This is a genomic window from Acinetobacter sp. NIPH 1852 (genome assembly GCF_022549455.1).
Lineage (GTDB): Bacteria > Pseudomonadota > Gammaproteobacteria > Pseudomonadales > Moraxellaceae > Acinetobacter.
Window position 1 is genome coordinate 60,703 of the sequence record NZ_JAKZGG010000012.1, and the last position, 23,477, is coordinate 84,179.

21 protein-coding genes and 1 tRNA gene are annotated in these 23,477 nt (G+C 40.7%); 9 read left to right on the top strand and 13 right to left on the bottom strand.

Features of this window, described 5'->3' with window-relative positions; all coding sequences use genetic code 11:
* The first annotated feature begins 109 nt into the window (after nucleotides 1–109).
* From pyrC to MMO38_RS10960, 3 genes are all read left to right on the top strand, one after another.
* Complete coding sequence (gene pyrC, locus MMO38_RS10950; protein WP_004670512.1) at nucleotides 110–1,144, top strand: dihydroorotase; 1,035 nt, start codon at nucleotides 110–112, stop codon at nucleotides 1,142–1,144.
* Entirely contained in the window at nucleotides 1,129–1,791 is a 663-nt protein-coding gene (gene rnt, locus MMO38_RS10955) for a ribonuclease T (RefSeq protein ID WP_241323555.1), read from the top strand. Before pyrC ends, rnt begins: the two co-directional genes overlap by 16 nt.
* A gap of 19 nt (nucleotides 1,792–1,810) precedes the next feature.
* Nucleotides 1,811–1,886: transfer RNA gene (locus tag MMO38_RS10960), tRNA-Glu, on the top strand.
* 55 nt (nucleotides 1,887–1,941) lie between these two features.
* Here the strand turns inward: MMO38_RS10960 and MMO38_RS10965 are convergent.
* The 7 genes from MMO38_RS10965 to MMO38_RS10995 all read right to left on the bottom strand — a co-directional run bounded on the left by MMO38_RS10965 (nucleotide 1,942) and on the right by MMO38_RS10995 (nucleotide 12,501).
* A complete protein-coding gene (locus MMO38_RS10965; RefSeq protein ID WP_241323556.1) occupies nucleotides 1,942–2,487 on the bottom strand; it encodes a DUF2726 domain-containing protein in 546 nt (181 codons plus the stop codon).
* 90 nt (nucleotides 2,488–2,577) lie between these two features.
* Entirely contained in the window at nucleotides 2,578–3,822 is a 1,245-nt protein-coding gene (locus MMO38_RS10970; protein WP_241323557.1) for an NADH:flavin oxidoreductase/NADH oxidase family protein, read from the bottom strand.
* Nucleotides 3,823–3,907: 85 nt separating this feature from the next.
* Nucleotides 3,908–5,503, bottom strand: a complete 1,596-nt coding sequence (locus MMO38_RS10975; protein WP_241323589.1) for a dipeptide ABC transporter ATP-binding protein — start codon at nucleotides 5,501–5,503, stop codon at nucleotides 3,908–3,910.
* Nucleotides 5,481–6,491, bottom strand: a complete 1,011-nt coding sequence (locus tag MMO38_RS10980) for an ABC transporter permease (RefSeq protein WP_241323558.1) — start codon at nucleotides 6,489–6,491, stop codon at nucleotides 5,481–5,483. The genes MMO38_RS10975 and MMO38_RS10980 overlap by 23 nt, the downstream gene beginning before the upstream one ends.
* A complete protein-coding gene (gene yejB / locus MMO38_RS10985; protein ID WP_241323559.1) occupies nucleotides 6,491–7,561 on the bottom strand; it encodes a microcin C ABC transporter permease YejB in 1,071 nt (356 codons plus the stop codon). The genes MMO38_RS10980 and yejB overlap by 1 nt, the downstream gene beginning before the upstream one ends.
* 27 nt (nucleotides 7,562–7,588) lie before the next feature.
* The gene (locus MMO38_RS10990; RefSeq protein ID WP_241323560.1) at nucleotides 7,589–9,433 is read right to left on the bottom strand and encodes an extracellular solute-binding protein; all 1,845 of its coding nucleotides are present in this window, start codon (nucleotides 9,431–9,433) and stop codon (nucleotides 7,589–7,591) included.
* Between the two features lie 8 nt (nucleotides 9,434–9,441).
* A complete protein-coding gene (locus MMO38_RS10995) occupies nucleotides 9,442–12,501 on the bottom strand; it encodes a LysM peptidoglycan-binding domain-containing protein (RefSeq protein ID WP_241323561.1) in 3,060 nt (1,019 codons plus the stop codon).
* A gap of 281 nt (nucleotides 12,502–12,782) precedes the next feature.
* On the opposite strand from MMO38_RS10995, the gene dnaQ reads away from it, so the two are divergent.
* From dnaQ to nudC, 3 genes are all read left to right on the top strand, one after another.
* Complete coding sequence (gene dnaQ, locus MMO38_RS11000; protein ID WP_241323562.1) at nucleotides 12,783–14,141, top strand: DNA polymerase III subunit epsilon; 1,359 nt, start codon at nucleotides 12,783–12,785, stop codon at nucleotides 14,139–14,141.
* 126 nt (nucleotides 14,142–14,267) lie between these two features.
* Nucleotides 14,268–15,914 carry a chemotaxis protein gene (locus MMO38_RS11005; RefSeq protein ID WP_241323563.1) on the top strand — a complete coding sequence of 549 codons (1,647 nt, stop codon included), beginning with the start codon at nucleotides 14,268–14,270 and terminating at the stop codon, nucleotides 15,912–15,914.
* A complete protein-coding gene (gene nudC / locus MMO38_RS11010) occupies nucleotides 15,914–16,666 on the top strand; it encodes an NAD(+) diphosphatase (protein ID WP_241323564.1) in 753 nt (250 codons plus the stop codon). Before MMO38_RS11005 ends, nudC begins: the two co-directional genes overlap by 1 nt.
* Nucleotides 16,667–16,679: 13 nt before the next feature.
* On the opposite strand, the gene MMO38_RS11015 is transcribed toward nudC, so the two are convergent.
* The 4 genes from MMO38_RS11015 to MMO38_RS11030 all read right to left on the bottom strand — a co-directional run bounded on the left by MMO38_RS11015 (nucleotide 16,680) and on the right by MMO38_RS11030 (nucleotide 19,688).
* Nucleotides 16,680–17,552, bottom strand: coding sequence for an alpha/beta hydrolase (locus MMO38_RS11015; RefSeq protein ID WP_241323565.1), 873 nt, complete (start codon nucleotides 17,550–17,552; stop codon nucleotides 16,680–16,682).
* Nucleotides 17,553–17,555: 3 nt separating this feature from the next.
* Nucleotides 17,556–18,266: a BON domain-containing protein gene (locus MMO38_RS11020; RefSeq protein WP_004670500.1), complete on the bottom strand. Its 711-nt coding sequence runs from the start codon at nucleotides 18,264–18,266 to the stop codon at nucleotides 17,556–17,558.
* Between the two features lie 69 nt (nucleotides 18,267–18,335).
* Complete coding sequence (locus tag MMO38_RS11025) at nucleotides 18,336–18,740, bottom strand: YraN family protein (RefSeq protein ID WP_241323590.1); 405 nt, start codon at nucleotides 18,738–18,740, stop codon at nucleotides 18,336–18,338.
* A gap of 12 nt (nucleotides 18,741–18,752) precedes the next feature.
* On the bottom strand, nucleotides 18,753–19,688 hold the full coding sequence (locus MMO38_RS11030) for a penicillin-binding protein activator (RefSeq protein WP_241323566.1): 936 nt from the start codon (nucleotides 19,686–19,688) through the stop codon (nucleotides 18,753–18,755).
* A gap of 16 nt (nucleotides 19,689–19,704) precedes the next feature.
* On the opposite strand from MMO38_RS11030, the gene rsmI reads away from it, so the two are divergent.
* On the top strand, nucleotides 19,705–20,541 hold the full coding sequence (rsmI, locus tag MMO38_RS11035) for a 16S rRNA (cytidine(1402)-2'-O)-methyltransferase (protein ID WP_241323567.1): 837 nt from the start codon (nucleotides 19,705–19,707) through the stop codon (nucleotides 20,539–20,541).
* Nucleotides 20,542–20,632: 91 nt separating this feature from the next.
* On the opposite strand, the gene MMO38_RS11040 is transcribed toward rsmI, so the two are convergent.
* A complete protein-coding gene (locus MMO38_RS11040) occupies nucleotides 20,633–21,523 on the bottom strand; it encodes a LysR family transcriptional regulator ArgP (RefSeq protein WP_241323568.1) in 891 nt (296 codons plus the stop codon).
* A 105-nt stretch (nucleotides 21,524–21,628) separates the two neighbouring features.
* On the opposite strand from MMO38_RS11040, the gene MMO38_RS11045 reads away from it, so the two are divergent.
* Entirely contained in the window at nucleotides 21,629–22,231 is a 603-nt protein-coding gene (locus tag MMO38_RS11045) for a LysE/ArgO family amino acid transporter (RefSeq protein WP_241323569.1), read from the top strand.
* Between the two features lie 61 nt (nucleotides 22,232–22,292).
* Here the strand turns inward: MMO38_RS11045 and MMO38_RS11050 are convergent, their stop codons facing one another.
* On the bottom strand, nucleotides 22,293–22,931 hold the full coding sequence (locus MMO38_RS11050; RefSeq protein WP_004670494.1) for a cation transporter: 639 nt from the start codon (nucleotides 22,929–22,931) through the stop codon (nucleotides 22,293–22,295).
* 61 nt (nucleotides 22,932–22,992) lie between these two features.
* Between MMO38_RS11050 and MMO38_RS11055 the strand changes: the two genes are divergently transcribed.
* Nucleotides 22,993–23,433, top strand: a complete 441-nt coding sequence (locus tag MMO38_RS11055) for a MerR family transcriptional regulator (protein ID WP_004670493.1) — start codon at nucleotides 22,993–22,995, stop codon at nucleotides 23,431–23,433.
* Nucleotides 23,434–23,477: the final 44 nt, after the last annotated feature.

Genomic DNA, 23,477 nt, shown 5'->3' on the forward strand with positions numbered 1-23,477 from the left:
AATCCACATCCCGTCGTGCACTTTACTTAACCACTTATCCGTAATTGTAGTTACCATTTTCACACTTTATGCATTATTATTTGTATTATTTTTAAGTTTGAAGTACACCTTGAATACTCTTACACTTTTACAACCAGATGATTGGCACGCTCACCTACGTGATGGTTTAGCTTTAAAACGCACAGTACCCGATTTGGCAAAACAATTTGCCCGCGCGATTTGTATGCCAAATCTTGTTCCACCAGTCAAAACTGTAGAAGAGGCTTTAGCGTACCGCGAGCGTATTCTTGCCCATGTTCCTGAAGGGCTCAATTTTGACCCTCGTATGGTGCTTTATTTTACCGATTTCACTTCACCTGATGAAGTTCGTAAAATCAAAGAATCAGATCATGTAAATGCCATCAAACTTTACCCTGCTGGCGCAACAACAAACTCTGATAACGGTGTAAGTGATATTCGTAAAGTGTATGCAGTGATTGAGCAACTTGAAGAGCATCAAGTGCCTCTATTACTTCATGGCGAAGTCACGCATAATCATGTTGATATTTTTGACCGTGAAAAAAGATTTCTAGATGAGGTGCTTTCACCTTTACTGAGACAATTCCCAAAATTAAAAGTGGTGTTAGAACATATTACCACCAGTGATGCAGCGAATTTTGTCGTTGAACAAGATCGTAATGTTGCTGCCACGATTACACCTCAACATTTATTATTTAATCGTAATGATATGTTGGTAGGTGGTGTCAAACCGCATTTCTATTGCTTACCGATTTTAAAACGTCAAACCCATCAAACGACTTTGTTAGAAGTTGCCACCAGTGGTAGCCCTAAATTTTTCTTAGGTACGGACAGTGCACCACATGCCCAAGATGCCAAAGAAAATGCATGTGGCTGTGCAGGTTGTTACAGTGCGCCATCAGCGATTGAACTCTATGCACAAGCATTTGATCAAGTCGGAAAATTAGAGCGTCTTGAGGGCTTTGCCAGCCATTTTGGGGCTGATTTTTATGGATTACCACGTAATACCACGACGATCACCTTAGTCAAAGAAGAACACACCGTTCCTGAGTCGCTTGATTATCTCGCTGACCAGAAAATCATTCCACTTCATGCAGGTAAAACACTGCAATGGAGAAAAGTGTGACACAAGAAAATAAAGCTCCCGTCATAGGGCAGCGCTTTCGCGGTTTTTTACCTGTTGTTGTTGATGTTGAAACAGCAGGTTTTAACTGTCAGACCGATGCGTTACTTGAGATTGCATGCATTCCGATTGTCTATGATGAACAAGGTCAGTTTATACCCGGCCCATCTTTTCAAGCGCATATCAATCCTTTTGAAGGCGCTAATCTTGATCGCCGTTCATTAGATTTCATTGGTATTGATCCTTTCAACCCAATGCGTGTTGCGATGGCTGAAGATGAGCGTAGTGCTTTACGTCGTATTTTCAAATCACTCACTGAAGTACGTAAAGCTCAACATTGTACCCATGCCGTACTGGTTGGTCACAATGCGCACTTTGATTTGGGTTTCTTGCAAGCAGCGATTGCACGCACTGGCACTAAAAATCAGAATCCGTTTCATAGCTTCTCGGTGTTTGATACCGTTACGCTTAGTGCAGTGATGTTTGGGCAAACCGTCCTCGCAAGAGCTTGTATTCAGGCTGGAATCGAGTTTGATGGTAAAGAAGCACACTCTGCTTTATACGATACACAGAAGACTGCTGAACTGTTTTGCTATATTTTGAACAAACTGTCTCCGCATCTTCTTGACAGTTTGGTGGCAGAACCCTAATATACACCCACCTCAAGAAGTCCCTATCGTCTAGAGGCCTAGGACATCGCCCTTTCACGGCGGTAACCGGGGTTCGAATCCCCGTAGGGACGCCAAATTCAAAAAAGCCACTGCATCTTTTAAGACAGTGGCTTTTTTATCGCTTACAGATTAAATTCCTTTTTGTTCGGTTGACTCTGTTTCAGTTACAAATGCATCAGAGACAAAATCAGTTTTAGCTAATGTAATAGACGTAGCTATCGATATGCTGCTCGAACCGCCCCCAAAATCCTTTTTTACTTGATCAAGATCAGGTGTTCTTTGATAACGAATAAGGCGATAACCAGCTTCAGAAATCAAGGCATCTCGTTCAGCATCTTTTGCTTCTTTCCCTTTATGCGATGAGTCATCAAGCTCTACGATTGCCACAACATTAAACTGTTTATCTAATACAACAAAATCAGCGACCTTACGGTTAAATAAGTTTCGTGTTGCATATCCTTTAGCAGTCATGAATGCACTGAACGCGACCTGAGCTAGAACAATGTGCTCTGGTAGTGCCTCTCTAAGTCTCAAAAATGTTGGTTGTTCATTCATGGAGATGAGACGTCGGCCTTTTATAGGATTACGTTCTCCTTTTTTATTCCCTTTATTTACATTTCCGAAAACAAATACGAAAATTGCGCATACAATTATAAGAATAACGATCCAAATCATAGATACCCCCTTAAAAAGGAATATTCTAAATGAAGATCAAATTATTTATACATAAAAATTAAAAAGGACTCCGAAGAGTCCTTAAAAGCATTAGGCTGATTTTCGAGAATTAACCCGCCCTTTAACCACTGCTTTGATATTCCCTTTTGCATAATTTAAGAATACCAATAACGGCGACAATTTAGGATTTGGTTTTTTACCTTGTCCAATCGCTTTGAACTGTGCCGCATACCAAATGATTTCCATGATTGCCATTTTATCGACAAAAGGAATGCCTGTTTTGATTTGGTTTACCGCATAACGTACATCATGACCTGCGATTAAACGATCGGTTAAATCTGTTTCAACAGCCAATGGACGAGCAATACCAATAAAATCGCAGGCACCACTTTCAAGCGCAGCATTCATTCCAGCAACAGTGCGGAAGCCACCTGTCACCATTAACTTACAAGAAACATGCTGACGGATTTTTTCAGAGAACTCTAAGAAATATGCTTCACGTGCAATCGTGCTTGCCTTACGAGAACTTGCTTTAGCACCAGCCATTGCCGGGGCTTCATAAGTACCACCAGAGATTTCAATAATATCAATACCAGCAGCATCTATAGCCTTGAATACCGTAATCACATCTTCTTCAGTAATTCCACCGCGTTGGAAGTCCGCAGAGTTAAGTTTTACAGAAATAATAAAGTTTTCTGAGGTTGCAGCACGAACAGCCTTATATGCTTCAACCAAGAAACGCATACGATTTTCAACCGAACCGCCCCACTCATCAGTACGTTTATTGGTCAGTGGTGATAAAAACTGGCTAATCAGATAGCCATGTGCACCGTGTAACTGCACACCTTCAAAACCCGCTTTCTCGCAAATCGCAGCAGCAGTGGCAAAGCGTTGAATAATATCTAAAATTTCTTCATGTTTGAGTTCACGCGGTGTACCAAACATCGTCGCCAACATCGGACTAAATGGAACAGCAGAAGGCGCAACTGTTTCTTTATTCAAACCTTTTGGACATTGACGGCCTGGATGAGACAATTGAATCAACTGTACCATACCGTATTTTTTACCGACTGCAGCCCATTGTTGTAGTCTTGCCAAATCACGTTCAGTTTCTATTGCAACGACACCAGGCTCGTTCTTGGCAGCGATATTGACCATGACATTACCTGTAATAGCACAGCCCAAACCACCTTTAGCCCATGCTTCATATAGCCCGATATGCAAATCATTGGGTTGTCCTTCATGATTGGCCAATGCTTCACTCATCGCACCTTTAATAATGCGGTTTTTAAATGTGGTATTACGAATGGTGATACTGTCTGCAATCTGACTCATGGTCATCCTCTGCTACAAAAGTTAGAGTACTTATTCAATTATAATCTGATCACTTGACAATACCACATGTCAACTTAATTACAAGCTAGTACTGACTGGCAGCAATCAACTGACGGGTATATTCTGTTTTTGGTTGTGAAAAAAGTAACGCAGTTGATTGATATTCCATTACTTTTGCATGACGTAATACCATGACCTTTTGACAGAGTGCTTTGACGACTTGCAAGTCATGACTGATAAAAATATAACTAATCTGCTCTTGCTGTTGCAATCGTCTGAGCAACTTCACGATTGCACGTTGTGTTGTTCGGTCTAAGGCTGAGGTCGGTTCATCCAAGATCATCAATTTCGGTTGTAAGACCAACGCACGTGCTAATGCAACACGTTGCCGTTGACCTCCTGATAGCTCGTGTGGATAACGATTTTTAAAATCAATCGGCAATTCCACTTTCTCAAGCGTTTGCTCAATCTGTCGCTCTACAACAACCTGATCTAATGCTTTAAGCGCCAATCCTTCACCGATAATCTGTCCAATCGTCATACGAGGATTTAAGCTACTAAATGGATCTTGAAATACAATCTGAAAATCAGTGCGCAATGGACGTAATTTTTTTTCATTGAGTTGGTTTAAATCTTTCCCCAAAAAAACAATTTTCCCTTCACTCTCAATCAAACGGGTAATTGCTAAAGCCAAAGTTGATTTACCCGACCCACTTTCTCCCACCACACCTAAAGACTCACCCTGCTCTAGCGTCAAATCTAATGGTTCAACCGCAGTAAAATAATCTTTCACTCGATTCAACAATCCTTGTTTAATCGGAAATCTAACCCCTAACTGTTCTAATTCAAGAATGACCTGACCCTCTGTATATGAGAGTGCCTGACCAAAATCATGATCCAGTAAATGCTGGGTATAAGCCGCTTGTGGACGAGTAAAAATCTCATTCACCGCCCCTTGCTCTTCCACTCGCCCTTTATTCATGACAATCACATCATCAGCATAGCGTTTGACTAAATTTAAATCATGGCTGATCAAAATCATCGCCATATTGCGTTGCTGTTGCAGTTGTTTTAGCAAATTCAAAATTTGAGTTTGTAAAGTGACATCCAATGCCGTTGTTGGCTCATCAGCAATCAAAATATCTGGCTCAAGCGCCAATGCCATTGCAATCATCACCCGTTGACGTTGTCCGCCAGATAACTCGTGCGGATAACGACGTAATTTTTGTTCGGGTTCAGGTATACCTACATCGTTCAATAAGGCAATGACCTTTTTTTGCACCTTGGCTTTAGACCAACCTTGCAACAACAAACTTTCTCCGATGATTTTCTCAACCCGATGCAAAGGATTTAATGCCGTCATCGGTTCTTGAAAAATCATGGCAATTTTTTGTCCGCGAACTTGTCGTAAAGCTGGCGTATCTACTAAAGCCAATAAGTCTTGATCATGTAGCCATGCTTGCCCTTGTATTTTTAAATGGTTAGGTAATAGCCCCAACAAAGCCAAACTACTCACAGATTTTCCTGAACCACTCTCACCCACGATTGCTAAAGTAGCTCCAGCACATAAATCAAAGCTCAATTGATCAACCAAAACCTGACCCGTCGCTGTGGAAACGGTGAGTGCTTTGACCTTGAGCACATCATTTTTTATAGAATCACTGTCTTGGATCGAATGCATCACGTGTCGCCTCCCCAATATAAATCAATAATGACAACACAATTGCAAGCGTAAAAAAGCCTGACAATGCTAACCACGGGGCGTTGAGATTATTTTTTCCTTGTAATAACAATTCACCAAGAGAAGCCGCATCTGGTGGTAAACCATAGCCTAAAAAATCCAATGCCGTTAATGCCGTGATATTTGCAGTCAACATAAATGGGAGTTGCGACAAACTCGAACTCATGGCATTGGGTAAAATGTGCCGAAAAATAATGGTTCGATCAGTCACCCCAAGCGCACGTGCGGCCCGAACATAATCAAAGTTTCTGGCGCGTAAAAATTCTGCACGAACCAATCCAACCAATGCCGTCCAGCCAAATAACAACATAATTAGAAATAGCCAATAAACGTTGGGGGTGAACATACTCACAAGGATCATCACCATAAATAACATTGGTAATCCCCCCCAAACTTCGAGAATACGCTGTCCGATTAAGTCAATCCAACCACCATAATAGCCTTGGATTGCACCCACAATAATGCCTAATACCGCCGCGCAAATGGTTAAAGCAAAACCAAATAGCAAGGACACACGTAAACCATACAGTACCCGCGCCAGTACATCCCGTCCTTGATCATCCGTCCCCAACCAGTTTTGTGCAGTCGGCTTAGAGGGTACAGGTACGGTTAAATCAAGGTTTGGTGTCTGAAATGAAAAAGGAACAATAGGTGTGAGCATCCAGCCATGAGTAGAAATCAACTCACGCACTGCGGGGTCTTGATAGTCGGTTGCGGTCTCAAACACACCACCATAAGTGGTTTCTGGATAATCTTTAAAGACAGGAAAATAAAAACTGTCTTGATACTTCACGATCAAAGGCTTGTCATTGGCAATGAATTCAGCCGCCAATGACAAAATAAAAATGATCGTAAATAGAATAAAACAGCGGAAACCGAGTTTATTTTTCTTAAAGCGGTTTAAACGTGCTTGCATCACGGGAGACATTATTTTACCCCTCGCGCATCAAAGTTAATACGAGGATCAATCACCTGATACAGCACATCACTGACCAAACGCAGAATCAGCCCAAGTAAAGTGAACAAAAACAAAGTACCAAAAATAACAGGATAATCACGTTGCACGATTGCTTCAAAGCCCAAAAGCCCAAGCCCATCTAAATTAAAGATGATTTCGATAAATAAGTTACCGACAAAGAAAATGCCAACCAAAGCTTCAGGCAATCCAGCGATCACAATCAACATGGCATTACGAAAGACATGCCCATACAACACGCGATTTTCAGTCAGTCCTTTGGAACGTGCCGCAAGTACATATTGTTTGTTTAATTCTTCCATAAAGGAGTATTTAGTCAGGTAGGTTAAACCCGCAAAACCACCCAACACGATACTCAACAATGGCAAACTCATGTGCCAAAAATAATCTTTAATTTTGTCGAGCGTACTGAGTTGGGAAAAATTCTCTGATACCAATCCTTGCAGTGGGAACCATTGGAAATAACTGCCACCTGCAAAGAACACAATCAATAACACGGCAAACACAAAAGATGGGACGGCATAGCCTACTGCCAATAATAACGAGGTCGATTTATCAAAGATTAAACCATGCTGTTTAGCCTTGCGTATGCCAAGGGGTATAGACACCAGATAAATTAAAAGCGTACTCCATAAACCCAATGAAATAGTCACGGGCATTTTCTCATAGAGTAGTTGGGTAACAGGCTTATCTTTAAAAAAACTGGTGCCAAAATCAAAAGATAGATAACCTTTGAGCATAAGCCAAAAGCGTTCGGGCGCTGATTTATCAAAGCCATACTGCGCCTTGATTTGCTCCACCATGTCCGCACTCAGCCCTCTGGCGCCCTGATATTGAGTCTGGGAACTTTGTTGTGCTGTTTCCCCTCCAGACAACCCCACACCTTGGAAATTTTGCGCTTGCTGAATCGCTTGCTCAACAGGTCCGCCTGGTGCAATTTGAATCACTGCAAAATTAATCAACAAAATAAAAAACAGAGTTGGAATAATCAGGAGTAGCCGTTTTAATATATATGTTCCCATCAATCTTATCCCTATTATCCAGACTGATTATTTTTTCCGCAAATATTGACTTACTTTCTTTGCTTTTTCAGTATCCACCCACCAGTAATCAACACCAATCGATAGTTTTGGTTTTTGCGTTGGTTGTTGGTACATATCCCAATACGCCAACCATGTTTCAGGCTTTCCATACGTTGGAATATGATAGTAGCCTGCGCGCAATAACCGATCTAATACACGAGTATGCAATACCACTTGTTCACGACTCTCGGCAGCAATAATTTTTTGGATCACTTGATCAATGGCTGGGTTTTTAATACCTGCAAAATTATAGTTTCCTTCCTCATCTGCAGCCTTTGTTCCCCATAACTGTGCTTGTTCCTTACCAGGTGTAATGGTCTGAGGTAAGCGCATGGTGGTTATATCAAAATCACTGCGTCGCATTCTCTCAATATACTGTGGCACATCGACATGCCGAATAGTGACTGTGATGCCCAAACGTTTCAAATTACGAACAAAAGGCATTAATGTCCGTTGCATACCGTCTTGGTGAATTAAAAGTTCAATTTCAATCGGCTTACCCTGACGATCAAGTAAGCGACCATTTTTGACTGTATAACCTGCATCTAGCAAGATTTGGCGAGCAGACAATAAATTTTGTCGATTGAAACCGCTGGCATCCGAAGCTGGAAATTTCCAATCCGCCAAGACACCTTTTTGCATCAATGGATTTAATTTAGATAAGTAAGGATTGATTACTGACATTTCTGCTGCGGATGGTCTTCCAACTGCGGCTAACTCACTGTTGGCAAAGTAACTTTGTAAACGTTGATATTGTCCATAAAACAGGGCTTTATTTTGCCACTCAAAATCATAGGCATAGCTTAGTGCTTTACGTAAATTAATATCATCGAATGGTTTTCGTCTGGTGTTAAATACAAAGCTCTGAAAATCTAAGGGCTTCGCTAAATTCACTTTATATTTCTTGACCAAGCCATCTCGAACTGCGGGAAATTTATATTCAGTTACCCAACGGCGCGAAATATTTTCTTCCTGCAAGGTAAATTGCCCAGATTTAAATCCTTCAAAGGTCACATCCAAATTACGATAGTACACATATCTGAGGCGATCAAAGTTATAACGTCCCCGATTGACAGGTAAATCCTTCGCCCAATAATTTGGATTACGTTTATAAGTGATACTTCGACCTGCATCAATCCGATCGATCAAGTATGGCCCTGATCCCAAAATTGGCTGCATGGTGACACGGGTAAAATCTCTATTTTGCCACTCTTGCTTGGAATAGATCGGTAAGCTTGCGACGATTAACGGCATTTCAGCATTGTCATCAGATTTAAAAGTAAATTTGACTTGGTATTTAGATAACACCTCAGTCTTTTCTAAATCTGATAGATACATTTTCAAGCCTGGGTTGGCTTTTTCTTGGTAGGTATCAAAAGTAAATTTGACATCATCAGCAGTCAACACATCGCCATTGCTAAACCGCGCTTTGGGGTTCAGATAAAAAATAACAAATTTAGGCTTATGTGGATCGTATGTGGCCTTTTCAGCCAGCAATGGATACATGACATTCGGCTCATCTAAGGAAGAATCCATCAAGGTATCAAATAAATAATTGACCCCATCGGTTGAACTGCCTTTGCCATTCATACTGTTCAGATTATCAAATGTTCCATTACTCGACTGGCTCAGCATCCCACCTTTAGGTGCATTTGCATTTGCATAAGGCATCACTTTTAAATGAGAATATTGAGGTGTTGCATGCACAGCCAAAAAAGGCGTGGTTTGTTGAGCAGCCAAACTGAATTGGCTACTCACCCCCAAACCAAACAAAAGGATGAGAGTTTGTGCTCTTCCATGAGACAAGTTCATATTTATCCTTATAAATTTGGAACTTTAATGACGTCACCGATACGTAATTGAGTATTTGGAGCTAAATCATTCATTTCCGCAAGTGCGTTGGTTTGTAAACCATATCGACTGGCTAGACCGATTAAAGTATCACCCCGCTTAACTTTATATTCCGTCACAGTTTTAGGGATCAAAATGGTTTGACCACGTTGTAAACCTGTATTGGCACGTAATTGATTTAAGTCTGCTAACTCACGCCCAGTCATCCCCAAACGGCTCGCAATACTATTCAACGACTCACCTGCTTTAACGGTATATTGTTCTGTATTTGCAGTATTTCGGTTTGCTGGTGCGTTACTTGCTCTGTTAGCTTCTGGTTGAGCTGGTGTTTCTGCTTTAGCCACTTCGCCAGTTAATTTTAAACGTTGACCGATACGCACACCCGAAGTTGGTTGCAAGCCATTCAAGTCCGCCAGATAGCTCACTTGTAAGTTGTATCGACCAGCAATCGCATTCAAACTATCCCCTGACTGAACCACATACTGATCTGGAGTTGTTGAGCCAGCAGGAATCTTCAAGCTTTGCCCGAGACGAACACCGCTATTTGACTTCAAATTATTCAGCTCAGCCAATTCATTCAGTGTGATCTTTGATCGGGTTGCAATACTGGATAATGTATCGCCACGTTGTACGGTATAGTTTTCAGTCTTATAGCTGGTCGATGCGGTTACATTTTCATATTTAACCGTACTTTTAGTCTCAGCAACTTCTTGCAGAGGAACATTGATTTTTTGCCCGACCAACAAACTACTACTTGCAGTTAGGCCAGAGGTTAGATCAGCAAGTTCTTGGTTAGATAGCGCATATCGATCAGCGATCAATTTCAAATATTCGCCACGTTTAACCGTATAAGATGTAGTGGCAACTTTTTGCGTGGTCGTTGCTTTCGCATCAGTGGCACGGGCTGTTTGTGACCCACTTTGCTGAGTGGTGCGTGTATTGTTCTTTGGCTCTTTAAGCGTTAATCGTTGCCCAACAAACAAACCATCTGTCACCGACAAGTTATTGTAATCAGCCAATTGCTTAAGCGTTAAATCAAAACGAGCCGCTAAGGTGGTTAGGCTATCACCCGATTGTACAACATAGCTCTCAGGTTTAGCTTCAGTTGCTTTTACAGCTTCGGCTTGAGGCTTCGCATCATATAAATATAAACTTGTACCTACAAATAAAGTCCCTGCTGGATCAACTTGGTTCCATTTGGCAATATCACGCCAACTCACACCATTTTTTTGAGCAATCACAGCTAAAGTATCACCTGGCATGACCACATAGGTACTACGCTTGCCTTTTGGTGCAACCACGACAACATCATTGTCAGTGCTGATATATGGTTTACCCTGATTACGTTTGGCATCATCACTGTTCGCCGTCGCTTTGTCTTCAACCAAGTTCTTCGGATAAGCAAAACCTTTACTGACTTCTTGGCCTTTTTCGTCGGAAACTGATTGGCTAGTCTGAATCGCGGTTAATTTAATCTTGCCGTCAAATGGATCTACGATTTCAGTGCCTTTTGGCGCAATCGCTTTGATTTCAGCAACAACCAAATCCTTTTCAGCTTGTGTTGCTTGAGGTTCTAATACCTGTGTAGCAGACTTCGGCTCACCTTCGATTTTCATCGCTGCAACAATTTGCTCACGCTCTTGATTTGAAATTGGCGGCTCTATATTTACAGGCTTTACATTTGCAGCTGGGGTGATGGCAACAGGAATACGTGGCGCACTTGGCACATTTGCTGATGCAGCAAATGATGCCAAAGCATCTGATCCACGTGGGGTATTCACCTTAACATTGGTTGCTGCTGTCGTTGAGCTTGGACGTGAGGTATTACTCGCGGTCAAAGGTGCTGAGGACTTTGGTGTTGTGCTACTCGTCTGTGCTGGATTGGTTGTGGTACGAATCGTGGTTGAAGCACCTGATGAATTGTTCATCACAGGTGGTGGTGTTTTACTTGCCCAAAAACCGCCAGAACCTGATTTATTAGAACGCAATCTTGCATCAATTGAAGGACTTAGATCTGCTGGAATTAAAATTCGCAATGGACTCATCGGATCCATTGTCTCACCACGATGTGCAGGGTTTAAGGCATACAATTCCGAACGGCTTAAACCCGTGATCGATGAAATTTCATTCAATGATAAAGGTGCAGCTAAGTTAACTTCACGAAAGTGAGGTCGATTGGCAATCGGTGGTAACGCAACACCATAAGCATTTGGATTTTTAATAATTTGTGCGACCGCCAAGAAACGAGGTACATAATTCATGGTTTCTTGTGGTAGTTTCAAAGACCAGTAATCCGTTGGCAAACCTGCAGCTTTATTACGGTTAATCGCTTGTTGAATGCGTCCTGGCCCTGCATTATAAGCAGCCAAAGCCAGTTCCCAAGAACCAAATTGATTATATAAGCTACCTAAGAACTCATATGCAGCACGTGTAGATTCCACAACATCACGGCGACCATCATATAAACTGGTTTGTTGTAAACCATAGATACGTCCCGTACTTGGAATAAACTGCCATAAACCTGCCGCTGCTGCACTACTGGTCGCCGCAGGGTCGTAAGAGCTTTCAATCACAGGCAATAATGCGAGTTCGGTTGGCATGCCACGACGTTCTGCTTCTTTCACAGTGTGATATAAATATCGGCTGGCACGTGCACTCAAACGATCTAGATAAGGCTGACGAGAAATAAACCAACCACGTTGTGCTTCAATTCGAGAGTCCCGACGATTCAAATCCATCTTGAAACCTACGGTCATTCGCTTCCACACATCACCGTGTTTCAACACCAGTAGACGATCACCTTCTACTGCTCGCATGTCCGTCGCAGAAAGTAAATCTTCAAGTGAATCTAAACTACTTGCATCTAAATAACCCGAGCCAAGTTGCTTAGAAGATGAAGCCTTTTTTGATTGAGGTGTTGAGGAACATCCCGTTGTAATTCCCAACGCAGCCAGAGCAGAAGTAAGTACAGTAATTTTGAATAATGATGTTGCAGATGTTTGCCACACCAATGTGTTCGATTTATACATAAAATCTTCCAGTCCACTTACGCGAGTTTATTACTTTGATTTGCCATTGTAGTAAAGCATGTCACTTAGACAAGGCAATAATTTAACGTGATTTGCATGGAAATGTTACAAGAAATTAAAAAAGATGAGTTTTGTAACGCTCACAAGCAAAATTTAGCATTTACAATGCAAGTTATCACGAGGGAATGCTAATATTCCCTATCCACTTGAATGTCTACTTCTGCCTATTTGCACGAGAAACACATCAAGCTTTTCATCCGTTTTATTGTTCAGGTTCAAATATGTCACAGACAATCACGCTTTATGTTGATGGCGCATGTAAAGGTAACCCAGGTCTCGGGGGTTGGGGGGCATACATCATTACTGAACAAGGTGAACATAAACTCTATGGTGGTGAGCCTGAAACCACAAATAATCGTATGGAGCTTCAAGCAGCCATTGAAGGCGTTTCTTTTTGTCCAATGGATGCTCATCTTATTATTTGGACAGACTCTAACTATGTCAAACAAGGCATTACCGAGTGGATTCATGGTTGGAAAAAGAAAAACTGGAAAGACGTAAAAAACCCAGACTTGTGGAAAAAATTAGATGCAGTTTGTGCCAATCGTGATATCGAGTGGAACTGGATCAAAGGTCATGCTGGGCATGAAGGCAATGAAATGGCCGACCAGTTAGCCAATCAAGGTGCTGAACAAATTGCTCAACAACTGAAATCACCCACACAGGCTAACGCTGATATAAAAAAGCCTGAAGCTGATTGGCTCTTAAATGATCCTTTTGGCTTAGATCTAGAAGCTGATACAGATGAGATGATCGAGGCGTCAGAACCTGAGGAAATTATAGACAATGGAGAGGAAACTGAAGTATCTACTGAAGTTGTGATGGATGTCCTATCCACAAATCAGCACCCACATATTGTGATTACTGAGGCGAAAGTACATCTGCAAGGCCCTCGCCAGCTTATTCTCGATACAGAAACCACAGGTTTTTATTTTCAAGATGGTGACCGCATTATCGAAGTAGGTGCGATTGAAATGATCAATCGCAAACTCACAGGCAGCTCGATTCACATCTATATCAACCCAGAAAAACCTGTCGGTGATTCTGAAAATGTGCATGGGATTAGCGATGACTTTTTAAAAGACAAACCTAAATATGCAGAAATTGCCGATACACTATTTGCCTTTTTAAAAGGTGCTGAAATTATCGCGCACAATGCCGCATTCGATATGAACTTCTTAAATATGGAGTTTAAACGTGTTGGTTTGCCTTTACTCTCAGAAGTCTGTGAAGTCACCGATACCTTAGCATTAGCGAAAAACAAACACCCTGGCCAGAAAAACTCCTTGGATGCACTGGTAAGACGCTATGAAATTCCTGCACGTGACCGTACTTTCCACGGCGCATTACTCGATGCTGAAATTTTAGCAGATGTCTATCTTGCGATGACTGGTGGACAAGTCGCATTTGATATGGACACCCTGACCCAAGCAGAACAAGATGAAAAGAAAATAACCCGTCAAAGTGTTCAAGTTGACTTAGTCATTATCAAACCATCAGAACATGAGTTAGATGAACATGAGACATGGGTCAAACAATATGAAGAAAAACATGGAGAAGCTTGCCTTTTCGCCAAATAATTTTTTTGATCGAGGTTAGTTTTTATATTTTAAGTGCTCAAAGTTAAGTTATATTAACTGTCAGTGATTTAGACCTCCTGAAAAGGAGGTACATGGATATAACAACTCAGGAAAGGTGTAGGTCATATGTCTTACCAAACCTCGATTCATTTCGACCCAACGGCATTATTAATAATAAAAAATGAGATCGATAACTCGATTAAATTGGTAGAAACCGCAGTAAATACGCTTGCCGAAGAACAAGCCCTACCCTTTGGGATTGATGACGCGCTCAATCAATTTGAACAATGTACGCAAGTACTTGCCTTGATTGATATGCCGCATTTGTCACAAATTACACAATATTCTACTGAGCTTATGCGTAAAATCATGGCTCAACCTGAACAAATCAAGATCAGTGATGTCGTTGCGCTCAGTGAAGGAACAACGATGTTGAGACGTTATATTGAATTTATCTGTCTCCGCGAGGTTAAAGTTCCGCAATTCTTGCTGGATACACTTAATCGTTTAGAGCTCGCTCTAGGCAAACCGATGACTAAAGAAGGTCAAACCATCCAACCCTTACTTGGATTTATCACACCGAGCTTCAACCTTCCTAAAGCACCAAGCTTAGAACAATCCCAATATATTCATCAGCTTTATAAGCTATGTTTAAATAAACTGATTAAACAAGTCGAAACACCATTAGATTTGCAAGGAATTAAACTGGTTGGTGTTTATCTAGCTGGCTTAGCTTCCAACCTTCCAAGTCAACAATACTGGCAATTGGTGAATGTTGGCTTAGGTCTCATTGATGAACTTTCGATTACAGAAGCGCGTCTGCGTACCCTGATTCAAATTGAAACCAATATCGGTAAGTTCTTAGCAGCACCGCCTGCTTTTCAAAGTAACATTGTCGATCTCGCCGATATTTTATCGATTTGTATTAGCCAAGAAGATCATATTTCACAGCATATTCGAGAACAACTCAATATTGGTGATGAGCTATTAAGTGATACACAACTTCAAGTTTTAAGTCGTCATTTATACGGCCCTGACTATGAAACCATTCATACCATCAGCCAATTGATGACGGATGAAATGGCTCAAATTCGCAATGAAATTGAGTACAATCACCAAAATATGTCAAATGAAAAAACCCAAGAGATTCAGCTAAAATTAAATCAGCTTTCTAATGTATTCAAGGTGCTGAATTTAAATGAGGCAGCAAGAGAGTTAACGCAACAAGCTGAAAAATTAAGCCAATCTAACACTCTAACGGATGCGACTTCAGTTCAGCAGTTGATGAATAGTATTTTAGCGTCCATGAATTCAATTGGAATTTTGGAGCGTAATTACACCTCCAGCCGTCTACAGTTACGCGTCAATAATATGCATATCTCACTAGATCGGTTGGATGAAGCCCATAAAGCCTTGTTGACTGAGACAAAGTCACTTGTGGAAACATTGACGCAAACTTTAAGCCTTTATGTTCAAGACCCAACTGCGCACAGCTTGGAAGCCTTGCCTAAATACTTAAAAGAGCTTTCTGGTGCTGCCCAATTCTTAGGTAGCTCTGCGCAACAAACGGCACTCTTAGGTGCAGCACAATTTGCCGAAAATCGTTTGGCACAGAACCTTGTGTTCGATGCACAACAAATTAACTGTATTCTGAATGTCGTCGCAGGTTTAGATTTACTTGTTGATAACTTAAGAAACAAACAGCCTGTATTGCAATCTATGTTCGATGTGGCATTATCAAATAGTCAGCAATTACAAACTTTAGCAGCCTAATGTCTCAACTATCACTTGCTTATATTTTTCAACATCAAAAACTTTTAGTAGATGAAAACTTCCAACTACCCAAGGTTGAAAAATTAGCAAGTGACTTGCCGATACACCACAATGATCGTGTCGTCGCACGTGATCTGTTTGACGGCGAATCAATTCCCGAAGGGTATCAACTTATCCCCATTCGGGAACTTATCCAAAGATGGTCAACCTCAGATTTTTTACAAGCAAGTCGCGCCGTTCAACTACTTGAGTGGCGACGCAATCACAAATTCTGTAGTCATTGTGGACACGCAACCGATATTCATACCAAAGAGTATGCAATGGTTTGCCCTGCTTGTGCATATCATCAATACCCACGTGTACAGCCTTGCATCATTACCATCATTACCAAAGGTCATGATGAAGTATTATTGGCTAAATCAGCGCATAACAAAAGCAATATGTATGGGTTAATTGCAGGATTCGTTGAAGTTGGCGAAACCTTAGAAGAAGCAGTACAACGAGAAACATTAGAAGAAGTGGGTTTAAAACTTAAAAATATTCGCTACATGTCAAGCCAACCTTGGCCTTTCCCAAGTAATCTCATGATTGCTTTTCATGCGGAATACGATTCTGGTGAAATCGAATTACAGCTTGAAGAGATCAGTGATGCTCAATTCTTTAGATTTGATCAATTACCAGAGATTCCTTTCAAGGGCAGTATCGCACATGCCATGATTATGCAGATGATGGAAAATAAAAAAGCATCTTAATGATGCTTTTCCTTTAAGGTTCTAACGCCTCTTCCATAAAATGTAAAATCGTACGCTTGGTTTTAAAATAATGACTCATCAGACTTGCTAATGTCGCCAAAATCGTAACATGCCCCGTCTTTGGGATCACGGCAATATGACTATGGTTGCCTTTTTCTCTTAAAGCATTATCAAGCTTATAACTATTTTCTTTACCAACCAACTGATCTTGTTCAGCCATTAGCAAATAATGTTTAATCTGATTTGGCTCAATAAAATAGCAAGGCATGACTTGTTGATAGGGAATATTTAGATTAAAAGCATGTTCCGATAAAGGGTCACCAACATAATCAAAATGATAAGGTCCAGCCAATCCAATAATCGCTTTAATCTTATCTTTGTATTTAAAACTTTGTGCTTGAGCAGAATACACCACTGACATGACATTGAAAGCGCCAGCAGAATGCCCCATCAAAATCAGATTCTCCGTAGAGATATTTAACTTACTTTGATTCTGATTTAAATAGTGAATGGCTTGTGCAATATCATCAATAAATGTTGGAAAGATATGCTCAGGTGCAAGATGATAATTAATGACTGCAACATCATAACCTTCTCGCGCAAATGTTTCTCCAATAAACAGATAATCACGTTTATTGCCATGCTGCCACGAACCACCATGAACAAATACAATTAACGGTCTCTGTTTCTTCGAATTTTTGGTGCGATATAAATCTAAACGCTGTCTCGCTTTCAAGCCATAAGCAAGATGTACTTCTTTTTCAAAGGTATCTTTAGGCGTCAAATAGTTAATTGAATAACTTGCAAAATCATACAGGCGAAACTCTTGATAAAAGTTTTTCGCCCGCATTACATTTTGTTGTACTTGTTGAATAATTTGTTTCATAAATTAGGGAGTAGTTGGAGTAATAGTCACTGGCTCAGCTTGATCTGGATCAATTGCCACAGGCGTTTCAACCAAAGGTTGTGTTGTCGCAGCACCGACCATCGGCATCGCAGCCGTCGAGCTTGCCATTGTTCCTGAAGACTGGTCAATATTGTCAATCAGAGTAACAATTCTACTCACATTACCAACTTTTTGTAAAACGTCATCTAAATCTCTGATCTCAGCAGTATTTAAACGCCCCATCACATACAACACACCATTTTCAGTATGCACAAGAACTTTACTGTCAGAGACAACTGGTGCTCTCATGAGCAAACCACGTGTGTTCGCAGTCACCGTACCATCTTGCATAATGGTGCTATAACCGACTTTGTCACCGACAGTGATGTAGTTATGCACTGCTTTTACGTCAGTCATTGCACGAACATTGTCTTCAGCCAACTGTTTCAAATAAGGATCAGGCACTTGTCCTGTCAATAGAACATTGCTATGGAAGCTTTCGATATTAATCCGAGACTGTCTAAAGCGATTATCGAGTTTATATAAATTGACATTTGCAGTACGTTTGATTGAAGAATCAATAAAAACCTGCCCTAGACTACGCTCACCGCTACTTGTCCCAACAGGTGCCGTTCCCGTTCCACCAGAAATAAAACTTGCACATCCCGATAAACTTGCAGCACAAAGCAGCGTAATCGATAAACGTTTTAACACTTGGCCAGACTCCCTATTCACACATTTTCTCAATCTTCCACATTTATTTTCAGACCGTTATTGCCACAATTAATCTAAAATAAATGCATGTTCAATCCATTGCTGATCATACTGCAATTTTGAAAAATCTGGTTGTACTGTTTTTGCAATTTTCTGTGGAAAATCAAAACAAATCACATCAAAACGACAATCAAAGTCTCCATAACTCGGATATCTTTGTAAAAAGAACTGAGCAGTTTTAATAATCTTACGCCGCTGTGCATTTGAAATCACTTCGATAGCCTGTGCATAACTCCCTGATGACCTCGCTTTTACTTCAACAAAAACAAGCTCTTTTCCACGTTTTACAATTAAATCAATTTCGCCAAACCGTGAATGATAGTTTTGATTTACACATTGATAACCATGTGAACGGAGCAATGACATTGCGGTTTGTTCTGCCCATTGCCCCAATAAATTTGACTGTTGTTTCATCATACAGTGATCTTATTTTAAAATATGAATCCCATTTTTTTGTTGTTCATAACAAAATGGCTGTCTGTTAATCACCCCAGCTTTCACTTCGATTGCACCCGTCCGACCCTCAAATGAAAACTGCGGATCTATCGGACTCGATAAAAACTGTTGACTGATCGTCCATGCATCTCCACCAAAGGCAAGTAGTCTTTGAAATGCCATATTTTCAGGTTGTTCTTTATAGGCTTCAATTAAATCTGCCCATTGCCCATTGTACAAAGCTGGAGTATCGCAAAAACGCAATCCGTTTGGTATATGCTTGCCCTGTTCGATGCTGAGTGGTGTCGCATAAATATTTTGTTTGGGTAATGGACCTAATTGCTCCATCCATTGATGATCGCCAAGTAGTAGCAAGCCTGTTTTTTTTGCTAATTTTTTCGGCAGCTCATTGACAACTTCGATCTCAGATCTAGATTCAGACATCAGCGCCATCATAAGCAATTCAGTAGCAGATTCTGTTCCCGCTTGGCGTAAGATCAATAGTTTCTTGATCTGGTCTTTTTCAAGTAATTTGTTTAAAGCCACTGCATCATGTTGTTTGGCTAAGCTAAATTGCCAAACATTGTTTACTTGCGTATTGACATCATTTAAGCTTAAAACTGGAATTTTCGGCTTCAATTTTATCACCGTTTCAATTTCAGATCGTGCCAATGGCCCAACCACCAACCGCGTCTTCTTATTCACCCTTGTCTTAAAAATCTGTTCGATGCTACTTTTTGCTGAATCAACAAAAATAATTTTTTCTTTACTGCCTGATGCTGTATAAGCACTCAAGTAACCTCGTTTAATGCTGTCACCAGCTCGCGCCATTGCACCAGATTCAGGTAGAATCACCAACACGTCCGCATAAGCGGGGCTAATCAATGCTGCCAAACTGAGTAGCAGCCAATATTTTTTTAAATACATTATGGAGTTACCTTTTATGAGTGCTCAATTATTTGTTGTAGCAACCCCGATTGGGCACTTGGATGATATGACTTTCCGTGCAATCGATATTTTAAAATCAGTCTCGGTGGTTGCAGCAGAAGATACTCGTCAATCTGCTCAGTTATTCAAGCACTATAATATCGCAACTCCGCTTACGGCGTGTCATGATCACAACGAAAGTAACAAAATTGATCAACTTCTCCAAAAAATGTTAAAAGGCGAATCAGTTGCTTTAATTAGTGATGCTGGTACGCCCCTTATTAGTGATCCTGGTTTTAAATTGGTTCGTGCTGCGCAAGCACATGGTATTCGCGTGATTCCTGTACCTGGTGCATGTGCGGCTATTGCTGCTTTAAGTGCCGTCGGTTTACCGAGCGATCGTTTTAGTTTTGAAGGATTTTTACCGTCAAAGGCATCGCAACGCATCAGCCAACTCGAAAAACTTAAAAATGAAACGCAAACCTTGATTTTCTATGAAGCTCCACATCGGATTTTAGACAGTATTAAAAATATGGCTCAGGTCTTTGGTGAAGATCGACCCGTTGGTTTTGCGCGTGAAATTACTAAAACCTTTGAAACCATCAAGAAAATGACCCTCAAAGAATTGGTTAGCTTTATTGAAAATGATCATAACCAACAAAAAGGTGAAATTGTCGTTGTTGTTGGTGGGGCATTAGAAGTTAAAGACATGGAACAAGAAAAATTAGACGAGTTGCTCATGCGTTTATTGCAAGATCTCTCGGTTAAAGCTGCATCACAATTGGCTGCGGATTTGACAGGAATCAAAAAGAAAATCGCTTATCAACGTGCTTTGGAGTTGACCCAAGCGTAGTCGTCTTGATTTGAGCAAGGTGATGAACACTGCACAGCATTACCTTGCATCTCTTTTAAACAACATAGATTTCTTAGAAAATCCCAAATAACTATATCAATAATTTTTTAGCTGCCTGCACAATTGTTTCTGTCAACAGATCAAGTTGTTTAGACTGCCGTTTCCAGTGATGCCAATATAAAGGAATGTCGAGTTGAGCTTCAGGCATGATCTCTACAAATGCGCCACTGCTTAATAAGGAATGAACCTGAATTTCAGGAGCCATTCCAAAACCTAAACCGAGTTGAATTGCTTTCACAAATGCATCTGTTGACGGAATAAAATGATAAGGATAACTTTGCATTGGCAATCCAAAACACTTCAACAGCATCTCTGAGTGCATCAGATCTTTATGGTTAAAAATCACTGCGGGCGCATTTCTTAGGCTTTCCCTATTCACTCCCTGTCGAAACCAATACGCAGCAAAATCAGCAGAAGCCAACATTTTATAACGCATTTTGCCTAATGGCTGAGCCAAACAACCTGACATGACCTGCTCTTCCGCAGAGATACAGGCATTGACCTGACCTGTTTCTAATAACGTGTGCGTATGCGACTGGTCGTCAATTTTTAATTCCAATACGATTTTTTCTTTAAACAGTGTGGGCTGAATACTCGGCAAAAGCCAAGTTGCCAATGAGTCTGCATTTGAAGCCAACGCAATCTTATAAAATTCGGAGTCAGATGTTTTCCCCATCAAACCTTGTAAAAGATTTTGTTCCATGAGCCGCGTATGACGTAAATGCTGCAACAGGGTTTGCCCAGCTTTGGTGAGCACACTTGGTCGACCACGGATAATTAAAATCTGACCTAGATATTTCTCTAAAGCCTGTACGCGTAACGAGACAGCGGAAGGCGTAATATATAATTGCTCGCCAGCAGCATCAAAACTTCCTACTTCTGCGACTGCAAGAAAGGCTTCACATTGCTTACTATCTAACATAGACAAACCTAAATTATTTTTAGTTAAACCTAAATATTCTTAATTTTACTTATTTTGTATTTAAAAGTCAGATAATTCTCACATCTGTTTTTTTGTTTTATTGATATGCTCTCTCTTAGCGTTTTTTTTAAAGGTTTTGGTATTGGCAGCGGTCTCATTGTTGCGATCGGCGTTCAAAATGCTTTTGTTCTAAAACAAGGACTCAAGCAACAATATGTCTTTTGGTTGTGTTTCCTGTGCGCACTCTCTGACTCGATCTTAATTGCACTTGGTGTGTTGGGTTTCGCTGAATTGATGACGGCGTCACCGCTTTTAGTTACGATTGCCAAGTATTTAGGTGCAACATTTTTATTGGTTTATGGTACTAAAGCATTTTACGCTGCATTTAAAACGACTCAAACGATGCAACTGGAGAGCAACCATAAACAGACTTTGACTCAGGTGCTCTTAACAGGTCTTGCCTTTACTTGGCTAAATCCACATGTCTATCTAGATACCATCATACTGATTGGATCAGTTGCAACTCAATTTGAAGATAAGATCAGTTTTGCACTTGGAAGTATTGTGGCTTCATGGATTTTCTTTTTTAGTCTGGGTTATGGCTCAAGACTCTTGAAACCGCTGTTTAGTAATCCAAAAGCATGGAAAGTTTTAGATTTTATGATCGGCTGTATGATGTGGAGCATTGCAGTATCTCTGCTGCTCTAATTCATTTTCGAAGCAAAAAAGTATCATGGCGGTATGATACTTTTTTGCTGACTAAATTGATTTATACATTATGACCTAACACAGCTTTGGACTGCTTTCTTTCTCGCAGTGACTGTTTAATCACAGAGTAACCTGAAGAGACACCTAAATAAGCAATAATAAATGCTACGATTAAGTCTGGAAACATTGTTCCTGTTCCAAATACACCGACTGCAGCGATAATAATCGCTAAGTTCGCAATCGCATCATTGCGGCTACAAAGCCAAACTGAACGCATATTGGCATCCCCATCGCGGAATGCATACAACATCAATGCTACTGCTACGTTCACCACGAGCGCCAGCACACCAATGAGTCCCATTAACATCGGTTCAGGGATCACGCCAAGCCACCATGACCAAAGTACTTTTACGATCACAAAAATACCAAACGCCGCCATCGTCAATCCTTTGAGTAATGCTGCAGTTGCTCTCCAATATAAACTCATAGAGAGCACTGCCAAAGAGATTGCGTAGTTTGCAGCGTCACCAGCGAAATCCAGCGCATCTGCCCATAAAGCAACTGAACGTGCATGAGAACCACCAATAATTTCTACAAAAAACATCCCAGCATTCAGAAACAAAGCAATCCACAATGCTTTTCTAAACCTTGGACTAATGATTTGCGTTGAAGGTGTTGTATTACATCCACATCCTGCCATGACTTTTCTCACACTATGTTTTATAGTGATTTAAAACCCTAGAGTAACTCCAGAGTCAAGCATGGCAAATTTTACAATTGGGCAATTGGCAAAAAAGTCAGGCGTATCAGTCGATACACTTCGTTATTATGAAAAAATTGGGCTTTTAGAAAAAGTACAACGTACCTCGGGAAATTATCGTTATTATTCTGAACAGATACTTTCGGATTTGTTTTTCGTTAAACATTGCCGAGAGCTCGGAATCACCATACAGGATATTCAAAAGTTAAAAGATTTAGCAAAAAGTCCAAATCAAACCTGTGAGGAAGTCGATCATCTGATTGATCAATACCTTGCAGAGGTTTCCCAAAAAATTAAGAACCTAGAACATCTCAAGCAAGATTTAACCCATCTCAAACAGCAATGTTCACAGCATCGTACCATTGAACAATGTGGGATTTTAAAAGAACTAAATCATCCGCTTGAGTGTGAACATGAATCGCATCAACACAAGAAAGCATAATATCCATTGAAATCCCTCCCAACCTCCCTTTCTGAAAGGGAGGA

Coding starts and splice junctions, on each gene's coding strand:
- MMO38_RS11055 (WP_004670493.1), top strand. CDS start 22,993: ATGGCAAATTTTACAATTGGGCAATTGGCAAAAAAGTCAGGCGTATCA.
- MMO38_RS11040 (WP_241323568.1), bottom strand. CDS start 21,523: ATGTTAGATAGTAAGCAATGTGAAGCCTTTCTTGCAGTCGCAGAAGTA.
- MMO38_RS11045 (WP_241323569.1), top strand. CDS start 21,629: ATGCTCTCTCTTAGCGTTTTTTTTAAAGGTTTTGGTATTGGCAGCGGT.
- MMO38_RS10970 (WP_241323557.1), bottom strand. CDS start 3,822: ATGAGTCAGATTGCAGACAGTATCACCATTCGTAATACCACATTTAAA.
- MMO38_RS11005 (WP_241323563.1), top strand. CDS start 14,268: ATGTCTTACCAAACCTCGATTCATTTCGACCCAACGGCATTATTAATA.
- MMO38_RS11015 (WP_241323565.1), bottom strand. CDS start 17,552: ATGAAACAAATTATTCAACAAGTACAACAAAATGTAATGCGGGCGAAA.
- dnaQ (WP_241323562.1), top strand. CDS start 12,783: ATGTCACAGACAATCACGCTTTATGTTGATGGCGCATGTAAAGGTAAC.
- nudC (WP_241323564.1), top strand. CDS start 15,914: ATGTCTCAACTATCACTTGCTTATATTTTTCAACATCAAAAACTTTTA.
- MMO38_RS11050 (WP_004670494.1), bottom strand. CDS start 22,931: ATGGCAGGATGTGGATGTAATACAACACCTTCAACGCAAATCATTAGT.
- rsmI (WP_241323567.1), top strand. CDS start 19,705: ATGAGTGCTCAATTATTTGTTGTAGCAACCCCGATTGGGCACTTGGAT.
- rnt (WP_241323555.1), top strand. CDS start 1,129: ATGGAGAAAAGTGTGACACAAGAAAATAAAGCTCCCGTCATAGGGCAG.
- MMO38_RS10980 (WP_241323558.1), bottom strand. CDS start 6,491: ATGTCTCCCGTGATGCAAGCACGTTTAAACCGCTTTAAGAAAAATAAA.
- MMO38_RS11030 (WP_241323566.1), bottom strand. CDS start 19,688: ATGTATTTAAAAAAATATTGGCTGCTACTCAGTTTGGCAGCATTGATT.
- MMO38_RS10990 (WP_241323560.1), bottom strand. CDS start 9,433: ATGAACTTGTCTCATGGAAGAGCACAAACTCTCATCCTTTTGTTTGGT.
- MMO38_RS10975 (WP_241323589.1), bottom strand. CDS start 5,503: ATGCATTCGATCCAAGACAGTGATTCTATAAAAAATGATGTGCTCAAG.
- MMO38_RS10965 (WP_241323556.1), bottom strand. CDS start 2,487: ATGATTTGGATCGTTATTCTTATAATTGTATGCGCAATTTTCGTATTT.
- MMO38_RS10995 (WP_241323561.1), bottom strand. CDS start 12,501: ATGTATAAATCGAACACATTGGTGTGGCAAACATCTGCAACATCATTA.
- yejB (WP_241323559.1), bottom strand. CDS start 7,561: ATGGGAACATATATATTAAAACGGCTACTCCTGATTATTCCAACTCTG.
- MMO38_RS11025 (WP_241323590.1), bottom strand. CDS start 18,740: ATGAAACAACAGTCAAATTTATTGGGGCAATGGGCAGAACAAACCGCA.